The following is a 20,466-nucleotide window of genomic DNA, read 5'->3' as shown; positions in this document are numbered from 1 at the left end:
CCGCCAGAGCCGACGCAGCACGGACATCCGACTGCGTCAGACGGACAGAACCGCTCTAGCTGAACTGTTCGCGGTATTGTAACGGTGTAAGACCGAGCTTTTCGGCGAACAACGAGCGCATGTGCCGGACACTGCCAAAGCCGCTTTTGTAGGCGATGGTCTTGAGCGGCAGATCGCCGGTTTCCAACAGGTTTCGCGCGCAGTCAATGCGGGCATTCTGCAAAAACTCCATCGGCGTCATATTGACGTCACGGGCGAACAGGCGAGCAAAGTGCCGTGCGCTCATGTTCGCCAATCCGGCCATGCGCTCGACGGTGAACGCTTCATCCAGATGTTCAAGGACGTAATTCTGCGCGCGGGTGATGGGCGTTTCTTGCGGTGAGACTGCCGCCATCAACGGGCTGAACTGCGCTTGCCCGCCCTGGCGCTTCATGACCACCAACAAGACCTTGGCAACGTCCTGGGCGATTTTCTTGCCGTGATCTCTGGCCACCACCGCCAGCGCCAGGTCGATGCCGGCCGTAACGCCACCGGAGGTGATGAGATTACGATCCTCGACGTAGATCTGATCGGTGGTCACCGTGGTTTTCGGGAAAGCCTTGATCAGCCGTTCGGTGTAGTTCCAATGCGTGGTGACGCGATAACCATCAAGCAGGCAGGCGTGGCCGAGGATGAATGCGCCAGTGCAAATCGAACCGTAACGCTCCGCGCGCGGCACGGCTTTTTTCAACCAGCCAAACAGCTCGGGAAATCTCTGGTTATAGGCGCCGGGTCCGCCTGGCACCAATAGCAGGTCATAGCGCTCGGCCGCTTCGTCGATGTGCAAGTCAGCCTGAACCTGCACGCCGTTGGACGCCCTCAGCAAGCCGCGCTCTGTCCCGAGAGTCGTCAATTGATAGTGCAGATCAGGTTTCAGATAACGGTTGGCGACTGAAAACACCTCCAGCGGCCCCGCCATGTCGAGCATCAGAAAGTCAGGGAACAGCACCATTGCCACGGTTTTCATGGGAGGTTTCACACATATTCAAGGGTCAATACGCACGCTTCAGCCAAGGCATTATGGCGGACCGAGTGTTCAGGAGCGTGATCGAATGGGTGAACCATAACGCAAAACTGTCAACCTGAGCCGGACAGTCTTTCAATTTCCATCTACTTATTGCCTCACCGGGTAACCAGTAACCTTCTCCTCACTCGGACGAATTCACGTCCCGCCAGGAGATTTCATCATGCTGACTCTTCGCAAAGCCTCCGATCGCGGCCTCGCCAATCACGGCTGGTTGAAGTCGTTTCACACCTTTTCTTTCGCCAGCTACCGCAACCCGCGTGAACAGGGTTTCTCCGATCTGCTGGTGATCAACGATGACCGGGTCGCCGCCGGCAAAGGCTTTGGCCAGCACCCGCACCGCGACATGGAGATCTTTTCCTATGTGCTCGAAGGCGCGCTGGAACACAAGGACACCCTCGGTACCGGCTCGGTGATCCGTCCCGGGGACGTGCAATTGATGAGTGCCGGCAGCGGCGTGGCGCACAGTGAGTTCAACCACTCGGCCACCAAGCCCGTGCACTTTCTGCAAATCTGGATCGTGCCGGATGTCAGCGGCGCCAAGCCGCGCTATCAACAGGAACACTTCAGCGCGCAGAAAAAACGTGGTCGCCTGCAACTGATCATCTCGCCGGACGGTAGCAATGGCTCCCTGAAAGTCCGTCAGGATGCGCGGGTCTACGCCGGGTTATTTGACGGCGAGGAAAGTGCCACGCTGAAATTGCCGGCCAATCGTTACGCTTACGTGCACGTTGCGCGTGGCAGCGTCGAACTCAATGGCCAAGCCTTGCAGGAAGGCGACGGCGTGCGGGTTCGTGAAGAACAGCTGCTCACCTTGAGCAACGGGGTCGATGCCGAAGTGCTGGTGTTCGACTTGCGGCCTCAGGAGTTGCCGGAAATGCCATGATCTGGCGCGATGCAGAACGGCCTTCCACTGAAGGCCGTTTCTTATTGCGGCGGCACTGCTGAGGGTTGTACGACAGGTTTGGGTGACGATACCTCTTTGCCAATCTGAATCGCTGCCAGCGTGGTTTGTATCGTGGTCAACACCGCCGCCTGATTGGCAAAATGTGCGCCAACCAGCAAGGAAGCCACGCCGAGGAAATGCACAGTGGTGGCAGCCCAGTAATTGGCCTTTACCGTCGATGCCTGTCTGATCGCTTCCCGCGATTCGTCGGCGATTTTCTGCACGCCCATCCACATCAGGTCATAACGCTTGTCCCGTTCCTGCAGGGCCTTGTCCCGTTCAAGATAGACCTTGTCCCGCTCTGCCTGAGCAGCCAGGAACCCGCGAATGTCGGCGCGCATTTCTGCCACGCGGCCATCCATCCTCGTCTCGATGGTTTCTATCCTGGCATCGAATTCTTCGCGACTTATGCTGCTCATGATTTGCCTGTTCCGCCCCGCGTCCGATCTGTCCGTGACTGCATATTGATTCACTTCCCTGATTTTCAATTCGACACCTTTCTGCGGCTACGCGGCCTTCCCTGGCTCTTCGTTTCGATGCGTCACTGAGGTCTGCATCGAGCTGCAGTGACAATAGAACTCATCACGGACTACAACAAGCCGGCCCATTCTGTCTCGGACGTAGGCTGTTTCGTCAGCAGTTGTAGCCTCGGCAAAACCCTGAACCACTTATTCGTTTTCCAGCGCAAAAGCCTCAACGATCTGCTCGATGACCGCCCGTACCCGCGCGGTGTGACGCAGGTCGGCGTGGGTGACCAGCCACACTTCATACGGCAGCGGCCGGGTCCGCTCCGGCCAAAGTCTGACGAGGCCATCGCGTTCGCCCATGTATACCGGTATCTCGCCTATCCCGAGGCCTGCGGCAAGGGCTCGACGCACCAAAAGGCTGGAGCTGAGCGTGGCGACGATGCGTCCGCGGGTCAACGGTTCAGAGACCAGCGTTAGGTCTTTTTTGCTCTGTAAGTACGGCTGATACACCACCAGATCATGGCCCTCGAAAGCGTTGCCGGGCTGCGGTTGTCCATGGCGCTCGACATAGGCCTGTGCTGCGAAAAGTCCTACAGGCCAACGGGCGATTCGCCGAGCGATGAGATCCGGGTTATCCGGCCGAGTATTGCGCACCGCGATATCGGCTTCGCGCTTGGCCAGACTGAGGATTTGCGTCGACGCATCCAGCTGAATCTGCACGTCGGGGTGCTGGTCATGCAGGCGCGCCATCGCCGGGATGATGAAGTCGATGGCCATCGAGTCGGTGGTGCTGACCCGTACGTTACCGGTCAGACGATCGTCCAGCCCGTGGATGTGCCGCTCCAGTTCCAGTGCCGAATGTTCCATTTTTTCCACACTTTTACGCGCCGCTTCACCAACACTGGTCAGCGCGTAGCCATCGGAGGTACGCAGGAACAGCGTCGCGCTCAAAGACTTTTCCAGCGCGGTAATACGCCGCCCGACAGTGGCCTGGTCCACGCCCAAAACTCGTGCAGCTCCGCGCAAGGTGGACTCGCGACAGACCGCCAGAAAAACCCGCGCATCATCCCAATTCATGCTGATCCTCATCGAAGCATTTTTGCATCACTCTGCCGCTTAATCGCTGCATATGCGCAGCCAAGATAGCCGATAAGCTGAGCGCCATACACCTCTTGTGAGATCGCTATCATGCGTACTGCAAATTCCTCCGGCATCTGGCTGCCGATCTTCGCCGGGCTTTGCGCCAGCCTGGTCAGCATTGGCCTGGCGCGTTTCGCCTACACGCCGCTGATCCCTTCGCTGATTCAGGCACAGTGGTTTTCCGCCAATGATGTCGTCTATCTCGGCGCGGCCAATCTGGTTGGCTACTTGATCGGCGCCCTGCTCGGTCGGCCCATGGCCCATCGACTGGGTAACCGCAACGCCCTGCGCCTGATGATGCTCGCGGTCACGGGAGCATTTTTTGCCTGTGCTTATCCGCTCTCGGTGAGCTGGTTCTTCGGCTGGCGTTTGCTGTCCGGCATTGCCGGTGGCGCGATCATGGTGCTGGTGGCGGCAACCGTGCTGCCTCACGTTCCGGCGGCGCGCAGAGGCTTGGCCAGTGGCGCAATCTTCCTGGGCATCGGCCTGGGGATTGCTGGCTCCGGCACCATCGTGCCGCCACTGCTGACTCTTGGCTTGCAGGCAACATGGCTGGGGCTGGGCGCGCTGGCGTTGTTGCTGACCGCGTTGAGCTGGTTCGGCTGGCCTGCGGATACCGCGCACCCCGTGGCTGCGCACGCAACGTCGGCTGATGAGCCGACACCGCCGGGCGTCTACCTGTTGTTTGCTCAATACGCGTTCATGGCCGCCGGGCTGGTGCCTGCCATGGTGTTTCTGGTGGATTACGTGGCTCGCGGACTGGGCGCCGGGGCGCATATCGGCGCAATGGTCTGGGTGATGTATGGCCTGGGAGCGATTGTCGGGCCGGTGACGTACGGTTTTCTGGCCGACCAGCTTGGTGCACGCACTGGCATTCGCGTGGTGCTGGTAGTTCAAGCCATTGCCCTCGGTTTGCTCGCCGTCTCCCATGCGTTTCTGGCGCTGGCTTTACTGGCGGTGATTCTCGGCTCGTTCCCGCCGGGCATCGTGCCTCTGGCTTTGGCCCGCGTGCATGAGCTGGTGCCGTCGCATCACCGTCAGCAGATCGCCTGGAGCCGTGCCACTGTGTCATTCGCAACCTTTCAGGCGCTGGCCGGGTTTGCCTATTCGGCATTGTTCAGTGCCTCGGGCGGCCAGCACACGCTGCTGTTTGTGATCGCCGCTGGCGCAATCGTCGTGGCTCTACTGCTGGAGCTAGCCATGCGCTGGCTGCCCTCTGCTAATGAAACGCGCTGCGCGGCGAACTGAGGGGAATCATTGCGCGCTGCCAGCGTTCCCATCTACACGACCTTTTTCACAGGAATCGACAATGTCACTGCCCAACGAAATGACCCGTATTGAAATCACCGAACCCGGCGGCCCTGAAGTATTGCAAGCCAGGCGTGTGCCTCTGCCGACCGTTGGCGAAGGCCAAGTGCTTATCCGCGTTCACGCTGCCGGCATCAATCGTCCGGATGCCTTGCAGCGCGCCGGCAAATATCCGATGAAACCCGGGATGGACCCGATTCCCGGCCTGGAAGTGGCTGGCGAAGTGGTCGCGGTTGGCGCCGGAGTAACGCGTTTCGCGGTCGGCGATCGGGTATGCGCGCTGACCAATGGCGGCGGTTACGCCGAGTATTGCGCGGTACCAGCCGGCCAGACTTTGCCTGTGCCGGATGGAGTCGATTGGGTCCAGGCCGCCGCGATTCCGGAAACGTTTTTCACCGTCTGGGCCAACCTGTTCGGCCTCGGCGGTGCCAAGGCCGGCCAGCGCGTGCTGATTCACGGCGGCACCAGCGGTATCGGTACCACCGCGCTGATGCTCTGTCGTGAATTTGGCATCGAGGCGTTTGCTACCGCAGGCAGTGCTGAAAAATGCGACGCGATCCGTCAGCTTGGCGGGCAACCGATCAACTATCGTGAGGAAGATTTCGCCGAGGTCATTGCCCAGAAAACCGCAGATCAAGGCGTGAACGTGATTCTCGACATCATGGGTGGCTCGTATCTGAACGGCAACATCAGCGCACTGGCAATGGATGGCCGACTGGTGATGCTCGGCTTTCTCGGCGGCGCCCGCGCCAACGACATCGATCTGTTGGCGATCCTCGGCAAACGCGCGGTGGTCACCGGCTCGCTGCTGCGCGCGCGTACCGCTGAGGAGAAAGCCGCCATCGCCGATCAACTGCAAGAACACGTTTGGCCTGCCCTCAGCGCCGGGCGCTGCCTGCCGATCATCGACAAGGTTTACCCGCTGGCTGACGCGGCTCAGGCCCATGCCCGCATGGAGGGCGGCGATCATATCGGCAAGATTGTGCTGCAAGTGGGGTGATCGATTGCAGCATCTTGTAATCGTTGGGCGTGCACGGTGGTCGAAAAACAGTCACGCGCAGACCGAGGCATCTGGTAAAAAGCGTTCTTTGTCTGCGCTGTGGTGAAACGATTAATGTTCCTGTCCTTCCTGACCCGCCTGCGACGCCGCCGCTTGGCATTCGCCATGATGGCCGCGCTGATCATTGGCGTGCCGACGAGTTGTGCGGTGCTGGAACACACCGAGCGCAAACTGTTGTTTCGCATCGAGCCGGGCACCGCCGGCTGGTATCGCGGTCTGCCCGGCAGCGTTCAGGAACTCGATCTGCAACCGAAGAGTTTCAAGGCCGGGCAGAACATCCATGCCTGGTGGTGGCCGGCGGAACGTGCCAATGCCCCGGCAATCCTTTATTTGCATGGCGTGCGCTGGAACCTCACCGGACAGTTGTTCCGCATAGAACAACTACGCGCGGCGGGCTATTCGGTGCTGGCCATCGATTATCGCGGGTTCGGCCAAAGCAAGGGTGTTCTACCATCCGAAAGCAGCGTTTATGAAGATGCCCGCGTGGCCTGGGAGCGCTTCCAGCTGCTGCAACCGGACCCGAACAAGCGCCTGATCTACGGCCACTCTCTCGGCGGTGCGGTGGCGATTGATCTGGCGGCCGAGCTCGGACAGAACGCGGCGCGCAACAACACACCTCTGCCGGTTCGCGGTCTGGTCATCGAATCTACCTTCACTTCTCTCGCCGACGTAGCTGCCGCCGTGGCCAACACCTCGCTTCCTGTGCGTTGGCTCCTGTCGCAGAAATTCGATTCCATCGACAAGATCGCCGACATTCACATGCCACTGCTGGTGGTGCATGGCCTGGCTGATGCCTTCGTGCCGCCGCGCTTCAGCGAGCAGCTATTCAATGCCGCAGAGCAGCCCAAACGCCTGCTGCTCGTGCCCGGCGCGACGCACAACAACAGCATGGCGCTTGGCGGCCAGGGCTATCGCAAGGCTCTGGATGCACTGATGCAGACCAAAGCGGCGCCGCGGGTTGCCGGGCCGGCAGTGGCCAAGGGCTCTCGCGATTCCTGAGCTGTGTAAATCAGTCCTGAGAAACCGGCATCAGCGCCGAGCCAACTCATGGCGTACGCATTGTTCGTAATAGGTCTGCTTGACCGCTGCCGGTTTGAGCTTCGAACTGCTGTTGTAGGTCTGCTCGGTAATCCCCATCGCTGTCATGCGCATCCAGGGTTGCTGGAATCGGCGAACCTGCAATTGCTTGCGCGCGCCATACAGCGAAACCCCGGACAGTTTTGATCGCTGCGCACCGGCAGCAATATCCGAGCCCCAGGTGCAGGCAAAGCGATGGCCCTTGCTCAACTCTTTTGCCTGCACTCCCGAGGCGATCAAAGCCAGGGAGAGCGTCACAACGGTGATGACAATCGTGCGCATGTAGCCAACCTAACCTTTTGAAAAAAGGCGATTTTGCCGGTGCGAAACACCTATGGGGGCCAGCAATTTGCCTGCTGTCGCGAGATTTTTGATCCGGCTGAATACAATCAGGCTTCGCCGCTCGTCCAGTACTGCGCACCTTTGGCAGACAGGCTTATCCAAAGCAGTACATACCACCGCGTAGAAGGCCCACGTGATGAACAAGAAAATCTTCGCAATGTCGTTTTTCAGTCTGTGCTTGATTGGCCCGCTCCACGCTTGGGCAGCCGAAACGACAGCGGGCGCTGCCACCCCCGCCACCGCCCTGCCCGGTGTCAATCATGCACAAAGCTCTAGTGACCATGATGAGAAGGCCAACAAGAAAGGTGAAGAGTCTTCAGGCGCCAATGCGGGCTCAGAACCGCACGAGACGGAGAAGGATGCGGCGACGTCGAGCGACTCTGAAGATCTTGAGAAAAAACCCGCTCAGTAACCACGGACTTTGCTATTCATAACGAAATACCGACGCCGAACTAGCGCAATCCACGGTGATATCAATATGATGCGCGCACTGGCCACCATAGAAGGTGGCCAGAGGAAAATACATCCAAGGAATGCAAATGAAAGATTTCGTCATCGGCGTCAACAACATCGTTCTCTACATCGCACTGGCGGTCATCCTGATCGTTTCCCTCTTCATGATGAGCCAGAGCTTTCTTTCGGGTCTCGGCATGTTTGTAGGCGGCACCCTGGGCTGGTGCATCGTCTCTGGCTTCTGGTTCGTGCAATCGGCCACCTACGAAGAACTGCGCAAGCTGAACTCGAAAACCAACTGATCTGCGCCGAGTATTGGTTAAAGAAAAAGGCCAATGTCATCGACATTGGCCTTTTTATTTCAGCTTCGAAAAGATTGATTAGTCATTGCTTGGTGCACTGAGCGCCCAGTCCCATGCCCATGGAACCCAGGGCAACCATCGGGCCGCTCGGCAGTTCGCACGTATATTCGCCACTTTCGGTTTGAGCGGTGTAGAAGGTTGTATTGAAGTCGCTGCGGATATTTGAAACCTTGATCACGGGTTTACCGATGGTGGTCTGTGCGCGATTCTTGAGATCACTCTCTCCCGGTTTGACGGTCTGGCATCCAGTAACTGCGAGCGCCATTGTTGCGAATAAAGCGAGAACCGGGATAGTCCTTGATGAGTTCATTGCAGATCGACCTTTTTGATTTTCATACCGGAGAAATACTGGCAATAACCTGCCAAGCGAAAGGACTTTAAGGTCGAGCCAGACCGGGGGCAATTAGGTCGGATGTGCTAATGGCTGAAGGCTAGCCTCACCTGCGATGAGGTTGTGCAACTGCTTTCCGGTTGCCGGCCGCTGTTAATCGGTTTGGAAAACGTCTACCCGCAAGCGATCGCCGCCCTCCTCTCGGCAATCGATACGGACCGGCAAAAACAGGTGAATGACTTCGATGTTGCTGCGCAGATGATCAGTCATGCGCGGCGTGGTGAACGATCCGCCACCGGCCAGCGCCATCGGCAACAGCAACTGATCGGCCAGATGCTCAGCGACAGCAGCATTACTGCACAACCAGTCGACGGCCTGATTGATTGCGGCATCGGCCACCTTCTCGGCGCGTAACGACACTTGGCCAAATGCGCTGAACACCTCAGTGACATGCTCGAAAACATACTCCAGCAATAACACATTGCCCGGACCGCGTGCCGGGTCAAGCGCCATAGGTTGCAGCGCCTCCACTGGCCAGTTCAAACGCTTGGCCACCTGACTCAGCTCTCGCTGAGCGACAGTGGGTGCGAGACCTGCGGTCAGCGCCAATGCGCGTCGTGAGACTGCCTCGCCGCGCTCACACAGGTCCAGGCGCGTGAGGCGCGAGGGCTGCACCTTCACCGCAATTTCGCCACCGCCAGCCGGTACGAAACCATGACGCAGCAACTCCAACTCGACATCGCCGCCCATGCGCCGCAGCAGCGGCAACCAACTGCGCGACAGGAAATCCGTCGGCGGCGCCAGCGGATTATGCGTGCCACCGGAGATCGTCACCCGACTGGCCTTCGATGCCCGCAGCAAGGCTGGCAGCAACGTCTGCAGCACCAGCGTGCAGCTGCCGGCCGTGCCGATAGCGAACTGAAAGTCGCCGCCGCGAATTTCGCCCGGTTCGAAGCTCAGGCCTTGCGACCCCAGATGCGCACCAGATATCTCTGCACCACAAACCTCGGCCGCCGCCATCACGGCTGTCAGATGCTGACGCAGCAATCCCGGACGACTGCGTCTGGCGCGAATCTGTTTAATGCGAAACGCCCGACCTGTCACCATCGACAAGCTCAACGCACTGCGCAACACCTGGCCGCCACCGATGGCGCCGTCCAGTTCGATTATCTCTTTCATTGCAAATCCTTACGCGTATAGCCCGACGGTGTCTCTGAGGTACCGTTAAACCGTCGTGGGTCTTCCTGAGTTACGATCAATATTGATAATTCGCGCTTCAGCTCAGCCGCGATGAACCGGGGCAGCGCCGGATGCAGAATTCTCGCCAGCGCTGTAGCTCCTTATCCTTTGACGCACACCACCTGACGCAGGGTGTGCAGCACTTCCACCAGCTCACGCTGGGCGTGCATGACTTTGTCGATGTCCTTGTAGGCCATCGGAATTTCGTCAATCACCGCTTCGTCCTTGCGGCATTCCACGTGGGCAGTGGCGCGGATCTGATCGGCGACGGTGAAGGTATTCTTGGCCTTGGTGCGGCTCATGGTGCGGCCGGCGCCGTGGCTGCAGGAACTGAACGACTCTGCGTTGCCCAGACCGCGCACAATGAAACTCTTGGCGCCCATCGAGCCCGGAATAATCCCCAGCTCGCCCTTCTTCGCTGACACCGCGCCTTTGCGGGTAATCAGCACGTCTTCACCGAAATGCCGTTCCTTCTGCACGTAATTGTGGTGGCAGTTGACCGCCTCCAGCGCCACTTCGAACGGCTTGCGGATGATCTGCCGCGTGGCCTGAACCACCGCACGCATCATCAGTTCACGGTTCTGTCTGGCGAAGTCCTGCGCCCAGCCAACCGCCTCCACGTAATCATCAAAATGCTGGCTGCCCTCTTCGAAATAGGCCAGGTCACGGTCCGGCAGGTTGGCAATGTGCTGACGCATATCGGCTTGGGCCATCTGGATGAACAGGTTGCCGATAGCGTTGCCGACGCCACGCGAACCGCTGTGCAGCATGAACCACACCCGATTGGCCTCGTCCAGGCACACTTCGATGAAATGGTTGCCACTGCCGAGCGTCCCCAAGTGCCCACGGTTGTTGGTGTTGGCCAGTTTCGGATACTTGTCGGTGATCAGTTTGAAGCGCGGCTGCAACCCCGCCCAGGCCTGATCGGCTTGCTGAGGAATCTCGTCCCAGGCGCCTTTGTCTCGCCGCAAACGATTCGAACTGCGGCCATGTGGCACCGCTTGCTCGATGGCGCTACGCAGTCCCTGGAGGTTGTCCGGCAGATCCGAAGCCATCAGCGATGTACGCGCAGCGATCATTCCACAACCGATGTCGACGCCCACCGCCGCCGGAATGATCGCGCCGACCGTTGGAATAACGCTGCCGATGGTTGACCCCTTGCCCAGGTGCACATCCGGCATCACCGCCAGATGCTTGAAGATGAAGGGCATTTTCGCAGTGTTCATCAACTGTGCGCGGGCTTCGTTTTCAACCGGGACGCCTTCGGTCCAGAGTTTGATGGGCTTGCCGTTGGCGACTTCGAGAAGCTGGTAGGTTTGGTCTTTCATATCTTGGTGTCCATGTTCGTTTCCATCAGCATTGCAGCCGCTGTGCCAGCTTTGGATGCGGCCATGGTTGTTTCTGCTATGTTTTTGATTTTAATAACTTTTATCTCTGATTGGACGAGGCTCGATAATCTATGGAAGACAAATCAGACCAGCAAAATTATCATTGCATATCGTCATTTATCTTATGAGATAAGCATGCCCAACAAACGCACGGTCGCCATCGGATTTATCGGAGCCACCCTGGATCGTGTCGGCAAAGGTGCCAGCCGATGGAATTATTGGCGACCAAGCGTAGGCCTGTGCCAACAAACAGACCTCCCTATCCACCGACTTGAATTGATTCATGGCCTCGACGCGCGCGACGTCAGCCTCGCCGAGCGTGTCCGAGCGGACATCCAGCAGATTTCTCCGAGCACCGAAGTGCGCCTGCATCCAATGTCGCTGCGCAACCCTTGGGATTTCGAGGAGGTGTACGGCGCCCTGCACGACTTCACCACTGCGTACAATTTTGACACCGAGCACGAGGATTACCTCGTCCACATCACCACCGGCACCCACGTCGCACAGATCTGCTGGTTTCTGCTCACCGAGGCGCGCTATCTGCCGGCCCGATTGATCCAAACCTCCCCCGCCAAGCGCAAGAACGATAACGAGCCCGCCTGCGGCACTCATGCGCTGATCGATCTCGATCTGTCGCGCTATGATCGGATTGCCTCACGCTTCGCCAGCAAACGTCTTGAAGGCCTGGAATTTCTCAAGTCCGGCATCGCCACGCGCAACCCGGCCTTCAACCGCTCCATTGAACAGATAGAGCGCGTAGCCCTGCGCTCAAAAGCCCCCATGCTGCTGATCGGCCCGACCGGCGCCGGCAAATCCTTCCTGGCGCGACGCATCTACGAACTCAAACGTAACCGTCATCAAATGCAGGGACGCTTTGTCGAAGTCAACTGTGCAACCTTGCGTGGCGACGGCGCGATGTCGGCCTTGTTCGGCCACGTCAAAGGCGCCTTCACCGGCGCGCAAAACGCTCGCGATGGCCTGCTACGCGCCGCAAACGGCGGCATGCTGTTTCTCGATGAAATCGGTGAGCTCGGCGCGGACGAACAAGCGATGCTGTTAAAGGCAATCGAAGAGAAACGCTTCTTCCCGCTGGGCTCGGACAAGGAAGTCGAGAGTGATTTTCTGATAATCGCCGGCACCCACCGCGACCTGCGCAGCCGCGTCGCCGAAGGCCTTTTTCGCGAGGACCTGTACGCAAGGATCAACCTCTGGACATTCGACCTGCCCGGCCTCGCCGGCCGCCGCGAGGACATCGAGCCAAACATCGATTTCGAACTGGAACGCCACGCGCGCGAACATGGGCAACGCGCGCGCTTCAATCTCGAAGCACGCCGACGCTACCTGGCCTTCGCCAGCTCACGTGAAGCAGCGTGGCTGGGCAACTTTCGCGAACTGTCCGCGTCGATTACCCGGATGGCAACTTTGGCCGAAAGCGGACGCATCGATGAAGCGCAGGTAGACGATGAGATCGATCGATTGCGATATGCATGGGGCTTGGCGCAACCCACTGCTATATCAACTGAGTTGCCGGGAGATGGCGAGAGCATGGACTTGTTCGATCGCTTGCAGTTGAAGGCTGTCATTGAGGTGTGCCGGCAGGCCGATAGCCTGTCCGATGCAGGCCGACAGCTGTTCGGTATTTCCCGGCAGGCCAAGGCGCAGCCTAATGATGCCGATCGCTTGAGGAAGTACCTGGCGCGGTTCGGACTTGAATGGGGCAAGTTAGTGGACACGAGGTGAAGCACAGCGCTCTTGATCGCACTACTTCAATGATGACTGTAGAAAAAATGAATTAGCCGCCTGATCTCTCGGTCAAGAATTATGAACGCAGTAAATCTGACGAGGTGACAGCAATGACTATCCAGGCAGAGACACTCGTACAACTGACCGAAGCGCTCCAAGAGCGAGGCATGAAAATGGTCTCAGACGTCCATTTCACCCGCGCACCCTATCGATACAACCATCGCTGGATCTGCATCGTAGAGTGAACATGCTTGTTGCCGGCGCCTGGATCGAAGCGTCCAGCCGCCGGCGCCGCTCGGCTTCGCCCACCCACGCCCAAATAACCGTCTGCGCCCAAGGATGTCGATAGAGGGTTGGGCGGCAATAAAAACCCGGCGCGATGGCCGGGTCTCGTGAACTATTACAATTGATCGGGCTTACTTAGCGCCGCCATTATCTCGGCCCGTCTGGGCGTCCTGATCAGAGCCAGGATTGCCGGGTGGCGGATTCCAGTCCTCTGGTCGTTCGTCGGTGCCCTGCTTCGGCTCAGAATCAGCCTGCTCCAGGCCGGAATCATGACCCTCGCCAGAATCAGGGGTTTGTTCGTCTGGTCCCGGATATGGCGCTTCAGGGCCGTTGTTGTCGTCGATCATCATTCTCTCCCGTCAGTGGCGCAGGGGCTGCGCATATTAATGAGAGAAAATCCGCAGCCTCGGAGTGCGATCTGCTCGACGAGCGGGCATGAAAATCTCATACAACTGCGAGATCCATTTGGCAAATCACTTATTCCGTTGCAGCCGAGCAGCACCGACCGGACGCCGAGTCGATCGCTGAACGAATCGCGCAGTACCTGGCCGCCGGCGGGCGGATCGACCAATTGAAAAGCCCGCCGCGCAACCCGCTCCCACCGCCTCGCTCGAAGAAATAGACTCTGAAACGGTCCTCAAGCGGCGGCCGAAGCCAATATCGGCGGCCGAACGCAGGGCACTGCGAAAAATGGCGGACGCGCTATGAAGTCGAAACGCAAACCCAACAACGGTTTCGCCCGTGCTGAGCGCAGCTGCCGGGCGCTGCTGCGCACCAACCACGTCGCGGTAGTGAACATCGATCCCAGCGGCAGCCAGATCATGGCGAACTGGAAGAGCTGCAAGCAGATCCGCAGTCTGGCGATCGCCAACGCAATCTTCAACTTCTCCTACCGCTGGACGATCTACATCGCCGTCATGTGTCGAGACGAGCGCGGGGCCGAGTACATCAAGTCGGTGGAGATCTCACCCGAGGGCATCTACAAGGTCGAGCGCCTCACCGATGCCATCGAGCATTACTACCTGGAGCTGCGCAACAGCGCGAACCCGAACCATCTGGTTGCCTCAGGCTGGATCGCCATTCCCGACGAGATATCAATGGACGAAGCCCAAGCCGCGAAACTGTTCTACGCCACCGGCGCCTGGCATCAGGTGAAGGTCGCAGCGTGAGACGTTTTCGCCCCCAACAACGCAAACGACAGACCTGGCTGGACTTGCCGGCCAGCGGAATTGAAGAAGTAGGCCATGGCCAAATCAGTACAGGAACGGTCGGCCAAGGCTGCGCAGAAGCGGCTGGCGGTCGCCGAGAAGAATTGCGACACAAGGTAAGGCCCGGCATCGAGCAGGCAATGGAGCGAATCCGGCGGCGCGGCAAGGTGCCAATAATAAGCTAGGTTCTTCAGATCGCCATCATGAAGATGGACTTGATGGCCGATGACGAGCTTGCGGCCTTCTTGAACTATCCGCGCCACGAAATCGTGATTAGCGAAAACGTGGCGCGGATGTTTCGGAATGAGAGTTTGGCCGAGCTGAAGCGAGACCCAGGGGATGAAGTGTTGAGACCTACAAGGTAAGCCAACGCCTGATTATGCTGAAGTCAGGTGAGCAGTACCCCCTCAATGTCTTCGTCCAATTTCCCAACCAGAGCCACAGCGTTGAACACTCCGTAGGCGGTCTTGCTCACGTGCGGAATGTTCTTCTCGTTACGGATGACTGGGATCTGCAACTCAACCGCGGTAACCAAGCGCGATAATTCTTCCTCGGTTTTCACGAAGCTGAACCGATCGTTCCAGTTGCGCACCGTAACTTCAGGGTTCGCCGCGCCATACCGCTTTTCTGCTTCCAGTACCTGTCGGGCTATCCCTTCTACCCGACCTTTCGATGTAATCCAATTCATTGCATCACCACTTGTTTGTTTTTCGGGCTAACGACTTAGAAAGTAGCTAGCGGTTAAGCCTTTCGGCCGACATAGAACACCGGACTATCGCGAATCTGTCCAATAGATTTATCCAACAAGAAGGCGCTCTAGAAGCTATTACAGGCCCTCCCAACCGCGCTCGGCTGTTGCGCCCCACTTCCTCGACACCTAAATCCAATCACGCCGGCAGGCGAGGAGCCCCTATGAACACGTATCGACACACATTCGCTGCGGTCTGCCCGTCCGACGGCGAGACCATTGTTTATCGCCTTGAGTTGAAATCCTTGTCGATGATCCATGTCGAGCATATCCGGGCAGCCACCGCGCTGATTAAAAAAGGCTGGCATGAACAGATCGCCGATCGCCTGTCGGAGTTTTTGGGCGGCGATCAAACCATCATCGCTACGCACCAGGGCGTCGAGATCGAAACAGTGAGGCTCAGCGGATGATCCATTACCACGGCACGCCTGTCGGCGGTAAGCGAGAGGATGCGGCAAAGTTCCTGGCCGGCCGGCATGCGCTTGTGCCGTTTCCGCGCAAAGACGATCTTGGGGTTGTCGCCGATGTGTGCAAATCGTTTGTTTTCGATAACGGCGCGTTCACGGTTTGGAAAAAAGGTGGCCAGGTAGACGTCGACGGCTATACCCGTTGGGTCGAAGAATGGCATCGGCACCCAGGATTCACTTGGGCACTCATTCCGGACGTCATCGACGGCGACGAAGAGGCCAACGACGACCTAATTCGGCAGTGGCCAGAGGAGCTTCGCGGTGTGCCGGTCTGGCACTTAAACGAATCGACTGAGCGCCTGCAACGGCTGGCGAGGTGTTGGCGAACGGTTGCCATTGGCAGTTCTGGGCAATGGGGTACACCGGGCACTGGGCCATGGTGGAAGCGGATGGGCGCCGCGATGGACGCTGTCTGCGACGACCAAGGCCGGCCGATGTGCAGGCTGCACGAGTTGCGGATGCTCGACCCGGCCATTTTCCAACACCTACCTTTCGCATCAGCCGACTCGACGAACGCTGCGGTGAATGGCGGAAGCATCAGCCGATTCGGCATGTACGCCCCGCCCACTGCTGGCCAGCGAGCAAATGTGATCGCCGACCGGATCGAGGCGCACAACAGTTCAGCTATTTGGCTGCGGGAAAAGCAGCTTGAGATCGCTATCTAAGGGAGTACGGCATTTTCATCCAGAACCCGCCAAATCTCACCTGGTTGTCCGTCAGTTTCGACAACGAGAATTTTCTCTCCACCCTCGTTGCTTTCGATATCAACGACAATACCGACACGGCGATCTGTCGCGGATTGATCAACGACCGGATCGCCAATTTCAAAAATAAACTTTTCACCAATGATCATAATTCTCTCCTTGATCCGGCTCCACGCCGGTCGCCCGTAACAACCCATATCAACGAACTGTGCCAGCAGGCCCGGCAGTCGATAGGCCGGCCAGGTCACGCCACCGTGCCAGGTCGACGATCAGTTTGAGCCCCAGGCGCACCTCGGCTTCAAGGCTTTCTTCGGGAAGGCTAAGCGGCCTGACAACCTCATCGCCTATCAGGCGTATCGCTTCCACATCGATTTTCGTGCTCATCGTAGTTACCGCCTGGTTTTTGCTGAGTGCAAATAATTAGCCCAACCCACAAATCACGCCACCCCGGTAAAGGAGTACCTGCGACGAAGGTCTAGGTAATGCTCTTTACAACAGCCAGTCTATAGGTCGATATGTCCTTGAACCCGCGGTTGCATCAATTTGATCAAAGAGCAACCCGATAAACATTCGCAACCCATATGTATCATCCTCAAAAGTTATATACCTACCATCATAAGGCAAACTAAATTCCGCTGAATAATTTTGATTGTGCGTCCAGAGCCCCACGCCATCTATGCATATAAGGCTCTGGGATTTTTCAATCACAGGGTTTCGCGCGCACTCATCGGCAAAGCCGCGGTAGTCGGATTGAAAACCAAACATTGCACAAACCGGATAATAGCCAACACCTCCATGCAGCTTGCCGTGGCTAGCCAGTTTTAAACCCTGTGGATTCGCGGGATTAAAACACTCGATCATTTCAGCAAACTGGTCCAGAGAGGATTTCCTGATATTGCTTTTCACCTCGATAACCCGCACTACCGAGTCTATAAGATAAACGCCGCGACCCGATGACTCCAGGAGCGGAGGCATGGCCCTTTTATCGTAAATAATTATGTCTGCCTGCACGCTTTGTTTGCCGGACCTGTCAATAACAATACCAGAGCCTATCCCGTAGTTGAACGGTAAAAAAAGCTGGATAAGGTTTACTAAAAAAGCTTCTCTTAAAGAGCCCTTCTCCCCATTATGGTGAATAGATTTTGTAATAGAGAACATCGATCTTAGCTCAGAGATTCTCGCTCGATACACATCTTCGTACATTGCCATTCCGCCATAGTAACCGTTGATCCCTGACTCTACAGAGTCCCCTTGGAAAGTTCACCCTTCGATTGAATGGTGCAATGGGATAACTGAACACTCTACTCAACTCGACAACACGCCCGACCCGGCGAGGATCCCCTATGTCCGCACAACAGAAGAAACACCCCTTCGATTTCAAAACTCAATACGGACTCGGCTTCAGCACTCAGGACGATGAGATCGTTGTCGATTTCTTCTGCGGGGGCGGCGGCGCCGGCACGGGGCTGGAGATGGGTCTGGGCCGTGCGGTGAATGTCGCGAAGAACCATAGCCCCCAAGCGATCAGCATGCACACCGTGAATCACCCGGGCGCCGTGCACTACACCACCGATGTGTTCGATGGTGACCCCGACACCGAATGCGGCGGAAAGGCCGTGGGCTGGTTCCACATGTCACCGGACTGCACGCACCACAGCCAAGCCGCCGGCGGACAGCCGCGCAAGCGCGAGATCCGGAATCTGTCGTGGATCGGCCTGAAGTGGGCCGGCAAGAAGAAACCTCGCGTCATCAGCTTGGAGAACGTGAAACAGATCCTCCAGTGGGGGCCGCTGATCGCCAAGCGCTGCAAATCGACCGGCCGCGTCATGAAGTTGGGCGGCGCCATTGCCGAGCCTGGCGAAGTCGTACCGGTTCACCAGCAGTTCCTGGTGCCTGATCCTAAACGTCGCGGGCAAACATGGGCCGTGTTCGTCGCCGAGCTGAAGCGCCTGGGCTACGCCGTTGAATGGCGGGTGATCAAGGCCTGCGACTTCGGCGCTCCGACCAGCCGCGAGCGACTGTTTATGATTGCCCGCTGCGATGGCCAGCCGATCGTTTGGCCAGAGCCAACCCACGCGAAGAACCCGGCCAAGGGCCAAAAGAAGTGGCGCACCGCCGCCGAGTGCATCGACTGGACCATCCCAAGCAAAAGCATCTTCGACCGGGCAAAGCCGCTGGCACCGGCAACCCTGCGCCGAATCGCCAAGGGCATGAAGAAGTTCGTCATCGATGCGGCTGATCCATTCATCGTGCCGATCGCGAACTGGTCGGGAGAAAGCGTTCAGTCTGCAAATGAGCCATTGCGCACAGTGACGTCCTGGCCGCGCGGCGGATCGTTCGCCATGGCAAGCCCAATCATTGCGCCAGCAACCCATCAGGGCAGCGATCGTGTCAACGATCCACACGCCCCGTTGCCGACGGTGACCTGTGCGAATCGCGGCGAGCTGACGCTGATCAGTCCGGTGCTCGTCGGCGCCGGTGGCCCGGTATATGCCGGAAACCCAGTAGCGGCGGACAAGCCTCTCGGCACCTTGATGACGCGCGGCCACCGCGCGCTCGCCGCGGCTCACCTGGTAAAATTCCGGTTCTCGGATGAAGGCAAGGCGCTCGACGAACCACTGCCGACCATCACCAGTGGCGGCAACTATCAGCGCCCAGCCGGAGCCGCTCACGCCATGGGTATCTCAACCGTATTCATGGCCCAGATGAACGGCGGGTTCAACACCACCGACGCCAAGAGCGTCGACGATCCGATGACCACGGTGACCAACACCGGCAGCCAGCAGCAGCTGGTGACGGCGACGCTGATCACCAACACCACCGGTCACGCTGCAACTGATCTGACGAATCCGGTACCGACAGTCACAACCGGGCAGCATCACGCGTTGGTCACTGCCTTCATGGAGCGTCAGTTCGGCGCCAGCGTCGGCCAAGGCGTGGACGAACCGGCACCGACCATTACGGCGGGTGGTGGCGGCAAGAGCTCGCTGGTCGAGCTGCAGCTCTCGCCAGAGGTTGAGGCCGGTGCATTGCGAGTCGCGGCATTCCTGATCAGCTACTACGGCACCGAGAACATGAGCGCCGCCGACGCGCCAGCGCCAACCATCACCACCAAGGATAGGCTGGGCCTGGTCACCGTGACCATCAAGGGCACGCCCTACGTGATCGTCGACATCTGCCTGCGGATGCTGCAACCGGCCGAGCTGTATAAGGCTCAGGGCTTCCCTGCCGACTACATCATCAGCCACGGCGCCGACGGAAAGCCATTCACCAAGACCCAGCAGGTCCATATGTGCGGCAACAGCGTCAGCCCTCCACCGATGGCTGCACTGGCTCGGGCCAACGATTCATGGCGCGCTATCGGTCGGCAAGCGGTGGCCGCTTAACAGATGCGAGTGGCGCTGTACCTAACGCTTTTACAGTAAATTGCGTCACTCGCAAGGCGACTTACTCAGAAGTCTCTGAGACTGATGCTTTTAAAGAATTATTTATCCAGTTTACTGAGTCCAGGGTTAACCGATACTCCTTGCCTGACTTGTTAAACTCCCAACTGTCCCCGGGCTTGGCATTTTTGATCTCGATTTTTTTACCATCCGGCAACGCAACAACGCCTACTGCTGTGTAATTAGAATTAATATCGGAAACACCGATAACCGCCTTGGTCTGCGGATCCTTAAAAGATTCGCCCTTAGAAAACCCCTTAGAAAACTCGTAAAGAGATACGGCCGGCACCTTTTCACCTGGCTCCTGCATTTGACTTGACAGTTTCAACGCGGTCAAATCGCGCTCCAGACTGCTAATTTTCAAAGCAAGAGCAGGGAATGATTTTGGCTCCGATGTCAGCCACGTTAAATATCGTTCGTTCTCCGCTTTCAATTTTGCGATTTCAGATTCTAAACCTGTGACCTTTTGCATATATTGTTCAGCTATTGTTTTAGAGTTTTCAACCTGAGCCTTATATAAATTTATCTTATTGTCATTAAGTACAAAAACTGAAAACGCCCAAACACCTGCAGCAACAATAAATGTATGCCCAAGAATGCTCGTAATTGGATGATTTGAAAACCAATTGGACATATAAAACCCACCCCCCCAAGACGTCATAGATGCGAAATTCAATATTTTAGCATAGCGC

24 protein-coding genes and 1 pseudogene are annotated in these 20,466 nt (G+C 57.8%); 12 read left to right on the top strand and 13 right to left on the bottom strand.

All coding sequences use genetic code 11. The features are described 5' to 3' along the window. Positions 1–55 precede the first annotated feature (55 nt). Positions 56–1,006 carry a GlxA family transcriptional regulator gene (locus ACZ9BE_RS07945; RefSeq protein ID WP_095179519.1) on the bottom strand — a complete coding sequence of 317 codons (951 nt, stop codon included), beginning with the start codon at positions 1,004–1,006 and terminating at the stop codon, positions 56–58. 220 nt (positions 1,007–1,226) lie between these two features. Between ACZ9BE_RS07945 and ACZ9BE_RS07940 the strand changes: the two genes are divergently transcribed. After that, positions 1,227–1,949, top strand: coding sequence for a pirin family protein (locus ACZ9BE_RS07940; RefSeq protein WP_056784475.1), 723 nt, complete (start codon positions 1,227–1,229; stop codon positions 1,947–1,949). 41 nt (positions 1,950–1,990) lie between these two features. On the opposite strand, the gene ACZ9BE_RS07935 is transcribed toward ACZ9BE_RS07940, so the two are convergent. Further along, on the bottom strand, positions 1,991–2,497 hold the full coding sequence (locus tag ACZ9BE_RS07935; protein ID WP_375123403.1) for a hypothetical protein: 507 nt from the start codon (positions 2,495–2,497) through the stop codon (positions 1,991–1,993). 180 nt (positions 2,498–2,677) lie between these two features. Next, entirely contained in the window at positions 2,678–3,553 is an 876-nt protein-coding gene (locus ACZ9BE_RS07930; protein ID WP_095179517.1) for a LysR family transcriptional regulator, read from the bottom strand. A gap of 111 nt (positions 3,554–3,664) precedes the next feature. Between ACZ9BE_RS07930 and ACZ9BE_RS07925 the strand changes: the two genes are divergently transcribed. From ACZ9BE_RS07925 to ACZ9BE_RS07915, 3 genes are all read left to right on the top strand, one after another. Then, the gene (locus tag ACZ9BE_RS07925; RefSeq protein ID WP_476249193.1) at positions 3,665–4,864 is read left to right on the top strand and encodes a YbfB/YjiJ family MFS transporter; all 1,200 of its coding nucleotides are present in this window, start codon (positions 3,665–3,667) and stop codon (positions 4,862–4,864) included. Positions 4,865–4,925: 61 nt separating this feature from the next. After that, positions 4,926–5,924 carry an NAD(P)H-quinone oxidoreductase gene (locus ACZ9BE_RS07920; RefSeq protein WP_476249192.1) on the top strand — a complete coding sequence of 333 codons (999 nt, stop codon included), beginning with the start codon at positions 4,926–4,928 and terminating at the stop codon, positions 5,922–5,924. Between the two features lie 114 nt (positions 5,925–6,038). Further along, complete coding sequence (locus ACZ9BE_RS07915) at positions 6,039–6,983, top strand: alpha/beta hydrolase (protein ID WP_476249191.1); 945 nt, start codon at positions 6,039–6,041, stop codon at positions 6,981–6,983. A 30-nt stretch (positions 6,984–7,013) separates the two neighbouring features. Here the strand turns inward: ACZ9BE_RS07915 and ACZ9BE_RS07910 are convergent, their stop codons facing one another. Continuing rightward, complete coding sequence (locus ACZ9BE_RS07910; RefSeq protein ID WP_041478568.1) at positions 7,014–7,343, bottom strand: hypothetical protein; 330 nt, start codon at positions 7,341–7,343, stop codon at positions 7,014–7,016. Positions 7,344–7,539: 196 nt separating this feature from the next. Between ACZ9BE_RS07910 and ACZ9BE_RS07905 the strand changes: the two genes are divergently transcribed. Both ACZ9BE_RS07905 and ACZ9BE_RS07900 read left to right on the top strand, forming a co-directional pair. Then, entirely contained in the window at positions 7,540–7,815 is a 276-nt protein-coding gene (locus ACZ9BE_RS07905) for a hypothetical protein (protein WP_041478567.1), read from the top strand. Positions 7,816–7,942: 127 nt separating this feature from the next. Next, a complete protein-coding gene (locus ACZ9BE_RS07900) occupies positions 7,943–8,158 on the top strand; it encodes a hypothetical protein (protein WP_016774063.1) in 216 nt (71 codons plus the stop codon). Positions 8,159–8,240: 82 nt separating this feature from the next. Here the strand turns inward: ACZ9BE_RS07900 and ACZ9BE_RS07895 are convergent, their stop codons facing one another. The 3 genes from ACZ9BE_RS07895 to ACZ9BE_RS07885 form a co-directional block, all read right to left on the bottom strand. Next, entirely contained in the window at positions 8,241–8,528 is a 288-nt protein-coding gene (locus tag ACZ9BE_RS07895) for a hypothetical protein (RefSeq protein ID WP_041478565.1), read from the bottom strand. A gap of 174 nt (positions 8,529–8,702) precedes the next feature. Further along, positions 8,703–9,728 (bottom strand): RNA 3'-terminal phosphate cyclase, encoded by a 1,026-nt coding sequence (gene rtcA, locus ACZ9BE_RS07890; RefSeq protein WP_476249190.1) that lies wholly within the window; start codon positions 9,726–9,728, stop codon positions 8,703–8,705. A 161-nt stretch (positions 9,729–9,889) separates the two neighbouring features. After that, positions 9,890–11,116 carry an RtcB family protein gene (locus tag ACZ9BE_RS07885; protein ID WP_252877822.1) on the bottom strand — a complete coding sequence of 409 codons (1,227 nt, stop codon included), beginning with the start codon at positions 11,114–11,116 and terminating at the stop codon, positions 9,890–9,892. A 195-nt stretch (positions 11,117–11,311) separates the two neighbouring features. Between ACZ9BE_RS07885 and rtcR the strand changes: the two genes are divergently transcribed. After that, positions 11,312–12,916 (top strand): RNA repair transcriptional activator RtcR, encoded by a 1,605-nt coding sequence (gene rtcR, locus ACZ9BE_RS07880; protein WP_476250130.1) that lies wholly within the window; start codon positions 11,312–11,314, stop codon positions 12,914–12,916. A 419-nt stretch (positions 12,917–13,335) separates the two neighbouring features. On the opposite strand, the gene ACZ9BE_RS07875 is transcribed toward rtcR, so the two are convergent. Next, positions 13,336–13,551 (bottom strand): hypothetical protein, encoded by a 216-nt coding sequence (locus tag ACZ9BE_RS07875; protein ID WP_076567342.1) that lies wholly within the window; start codon positions 13,549–13,551, stop codon positions 13,336–13,338. Positions 13,552–13,908: 357 nt separating this feature from the next. On the opposite strand from ACZ9BE_RS07875, the gene ACZ9BE_RS07870 reads away from it, so the two are divergent. Together ACZ9BE_RS07870 and ACZ9BE_RS07865 are read left to right on the top strand one after the other, a co-directional pair. Continuing rightward, complete coding sequence (locus ACZ9BE_RS07870; protein ID WP_476249189.1) at positions 13,909–14,373, top strand: hypothetical protein; 465 nt, start codon at positions 13,909–13,911, stop codon at positions 14,371–14,373. A 75-nt stretch (positions 14,374–14,448) separates the two neighbouring features. Beyond that, positions 14,449–14,777, top strand: a pseudogene (locus ACZ9BE_RS07865) (hypothetical protein). A 23-nt stretch (positions 14,778–14,800) separates the two neighbouring features. Here ACZ9BE_RS07865 and ACZ9BE_RS07860 read toward each other — a convergent pair. Further along, positions 14,801–15,100: a hypothetical protein gene (locus ACZ9BE_RS07860; RefSeq protein ID WP_310215489.1), complete on the bottom strand. Its 300-nt coding sequence runs from the start codon at positions 15,098–15,100 to the stop codon at positions 14,801–14,803. Between the two features lie 224 nt (positions 15,101–15,324). Between ACZ9BE_RS07860 and ACZ9BE_RS07855 the strand changes: the two genes are divergently transcribed. Together ACZ9BE_RS07855 and ACZ9BE_RS07850 are read left to right on the top strand one after the other, a co-directional pair. Then, complete coding sequence (locus ACZ9BE_RS07855) at positions 15,325–15,570, top strand: hypothetical protein (RefSeq protein WP_476249188.1); 246 nt, start codon at positions 15,325–15,327, stop codon at positions 15,568–15,570. Then, positions 15,567–16,292 carry a hypothetical protein gene (locus ACZ9BE_RS07850; protein ID WP_476249187.1) on the top strand — a complete coding sequence of 242 codons (726 nt, stop codon included), beginning with the start codon at positions 15,567–15,569 and terminating at the stop codon, positions 16,290–16,292. Before ACZ9BE_RS07855 ends, ACZ9BE_RS07850 begins: the two co-directional genes overlap by 4 nt. On the opposite strand, the gene ACZ9BE_RS07845 is transcribed toward ACZ9BE_RS07850, so the two are convergent. The 3 genes from ACZ9BE_RS07845 to ACZ9BE_RS07835 all read right to left on the bottom strand — a co-directional run bounded on the left by ACZ9BE_RS07845 (position 16,289) and on the right by ACZ9BE_RS07835 (position 17,534). Further along, entirely contained in the window at positions 16,289–16,480 is a 192-nt protein-coding gene (locus ACZ9BE_RS07845; RefSeq protein WP_476249186.1) for a hypothetical protein, read from the bottom strand. The two genes, ACZ9BE_RS07850 and ACZ9BE_RS07845, sit on opposite strands and share 4 nt — an antisense overlap. Before the next feature lie 49 nt (positions 16,481–16,529). Further along, on the bottom strand, positions 16,530–16,715 hold the full coding sequence (locus tag ACZ9BE_RS07840) for a hypothetical protein (RefSeq protein WP_310215481.1): 186 nt from the start codon (positions 16,713–16,715) through the stop codon (positions 16,530–16,532). A 105-nt stretch (positions 16,716–16,820) separates the two neighbouring features. Then, positions 16,821–17,534 carry a DUF6602 domain-containing protein gene (locus ACZ9BE_RS07835; RefSeq protein WP_476249185.1) on the bottom strand — a complete coding sequence of 238 codons (714 nt, stop codon included), beginning with the start codon at positions 17,532–17,534 and terminating at the stop codon, positions 16,821–16,823. A gap of 140 nt (positions 17,535–17,674) precedes the next feature. Here ACZ9BE_RS07835 and ACZ9BE_RS07830 point away from each other — a divergent pair, with 140 nt between their 5' ends. After that, positions 17,675–19,717, top strand: coding sequence for a DNA cytosine methyltransferase (locus tag ACZ9BE_RS07830; protein WP_310215476.1), 2,043 nt, complete (start codon positions 17,675–17,677; stop codon positions 19,715–19,717). A 61-nt stretch (positions 19,718–19,778) separates the two neighbouring features. On the opposite strand, the gene ACZ9BE_RS07825 is transcribed toward ACZ9BE_RS07830, so the two are convergent. Beyond that, the gene (locus ACZ9BE_RS07825; protein WP_476249184.1) at positions 19,779–20,408 is read right to left on the bottom strand and encodes a hypothetical protein; all 630 of its coding nucleotides are present in this window, start codon (positions 20,406–20,408) and stop codon (positions 19,779–19,781) included. Positions 20,409–20,466: the final 58 nt, after the last annotated feature.

It is taken from the genome of Pseudomonas sp. TE9122, assembly GCF_056278925.1.
This window is presented reverse-complemented; position numbering and strand designations above follow the sequence as displayed.

What these genes read in the sequence shown, in the direction of transcription:
- ACZ9BE_RS07945 (WP_095179519.1), bottom strand. Translation starts at nt 1,006, where the DNA reads ATGAAAACCGTGGCAATGGTGCTGTTCCCTGACTTTCTGATGCTCGAC.
- ACZ9BE_RS07940 (WP_056784475.1), top strand. Translation starts at nt 1,227, where the DNA reads ATGCTGACTCTTCGCAAAGCCTCCGATCGCGGCCTCGCCAATCACGGC.
- ACZ9BE_RS07930 (WP_095179517.1), bottom strand. Translation starts at nt 3,553, where the DNA reads ATGAATTGGGATGATGCGCGGGTTTTTCTGGCGGTCTGTCGCGAGTCC.
- ACZ9BE_RS07925 (WP_476249193.1), top strand. Translation starts at nt 3,665, where the DNA reads ATGCGTACTGCAAATTCCTCCGGCATCTGGCTGCCGATCTTCGCCGGG.
- ACZ9BE_RS07920 (WP_476249192.1), top strand. Translation starts at nt 4,926, where the DNA reads ATGTCACTGCCCAACGAAATGACCCGTATTGAAATCACCGAACCCGGC.
- ACZ9BE_RS07915 (WP_476249191.1), top strand. Translation starts at nt 6,039, where the DNA reads ATGTTCCTGTCCTTCCTGACCCGCCTGCGACGCCGCCGCTTGGCATTC.
- ACZ9BE_RS07910 (WP_041478568.1), bottom strand. Translation starts at nt 7,343, where the DNA reads ATGCGCACGATTGTCATCACCGTTGTGACGCTCTCCCTGGCTTTGATC.
- ACZ9BE_RS07905 (WP_041478567.1), top strand. Translation starts at nt 7,540, where the DNA reads ATGAACAAGAAAATCTTCGCAATGTCGTTTTTCAGTCTGTGCTTGATT.
- ACZ9BE_RS07900 (WP_016774063.1), top strand. Translation starts at nt 7,943, where the DNA reads ATGAAAGATTTCGTCATCGGCGTCAACAACATCGTTCTCTACATCGCA.
- ACZ9BE_RS07895 (WP_041478565.1), bottom strand. Translation starts at nt 8,528, where the DNA reads ATGAACTCATCAAGGACTATCCCGGTTCTCGCTTTATTCGCAACAATG.
- rtcA (WP_476249190.1), bottom strand. Translation starts at nt 9,728, where the DNA reads ATGAAAGAGATAATCGAACTGGACGGCGCCATCGGTGGCGGCCAGGTG.
- ACZ9BE_RS07885 (WP_252877822.1), bottom strand. Translation starts at nt 11,116, where the DNA reads ATGAAAGACCAAACCTACCAGCTTCTCGAAGTCGCCAACGGCAAGCCC.
- rtcR (WP_476250130.1), top strand. Translation starts at nt 11,312, where the DNA reads ATGCCCAACAAACGCACGGTCGCCATCGGATTTATCGGAGCCACCCTG.
- ACZ9BE_RS07875 (WP_076567342.1), bottom strand. Translation starts at nt 13,551, where the DNA reads ATGATCGACGACAACAACGGCCCTGAAGCGCCATATCCGGGACCAGAC.
- ACZ9BE_RS07870 (WP_476249189.1), top strand. Translation starts at nt 13,909, where the DNA reads ATGAAGTCGAAACGCAAACCCAACAACGGTTTCGCCCGTGCTGAGCGC.
- ACZ9BE_RS07860 (WP_310215489.1), bottom strand. Translation starts at nt 15,100, where the DNA reads ATGAATTGGATTACATCGAAAGGTCGGGTAGAAGGGATAGCCCGACAG.
- ACZ9BE_RS07855 (WP_476249188.1), top strand. Translation starts at nt 15,325, where the DNA reads ATGAACACGTATCGACACACATTCGCTGCGGTCTGCCCGTCCGACGGC.
- ACZ9BE_RS07850 (WP_476249187.1), top strand. Translation starts at nt 15,567, where the DNA reads ATGATCCATTACCACGGCACGCCTGTCGGCGGTAAGCGAGAGGATGCG.
- ACZ9BE_RS07845 (WP_476249186.1), bottom strand. Translation starts at nt 16,480, where the DNA reads ATGATCATTGGTGAAAAGTTTATTTTTGAAATTGGCGATCCGGTCGTT.
- ACZ9BE_RS07840 (WP_310215481.1), bottom strand. Translation starts at nt 16,715, where the DNA reads ATGAGCACGAAAATCGATGTGGAAGCGATACGCCTGATAGGCGATGAG.
- ACZ9BE_RS07835 (WP_476249185.1), bottom strand. Translation starts at nt 17,534, where the DNA reads ATGTACGAAGATGTGTATCGAGCGAGAATCTCTGAGCTAAGATCGATG.
- ACZ9BE_RS07830 (WP_310215476.1), top strand. Translation starts at nt 17,675, where the DNA reads ATGTCCGCACAACAGAAGAAACACCCCTTCGATTTCAAAACTCAATAC.
- ACZ9BE_RS07825 (WP_476249184.1), bottom strand. Translation starts at nt 20,408, where the DNA reads ATGTCCAATTGGTTTTCAAATCATCCAATTACGAGCATTCTTGGGCAT.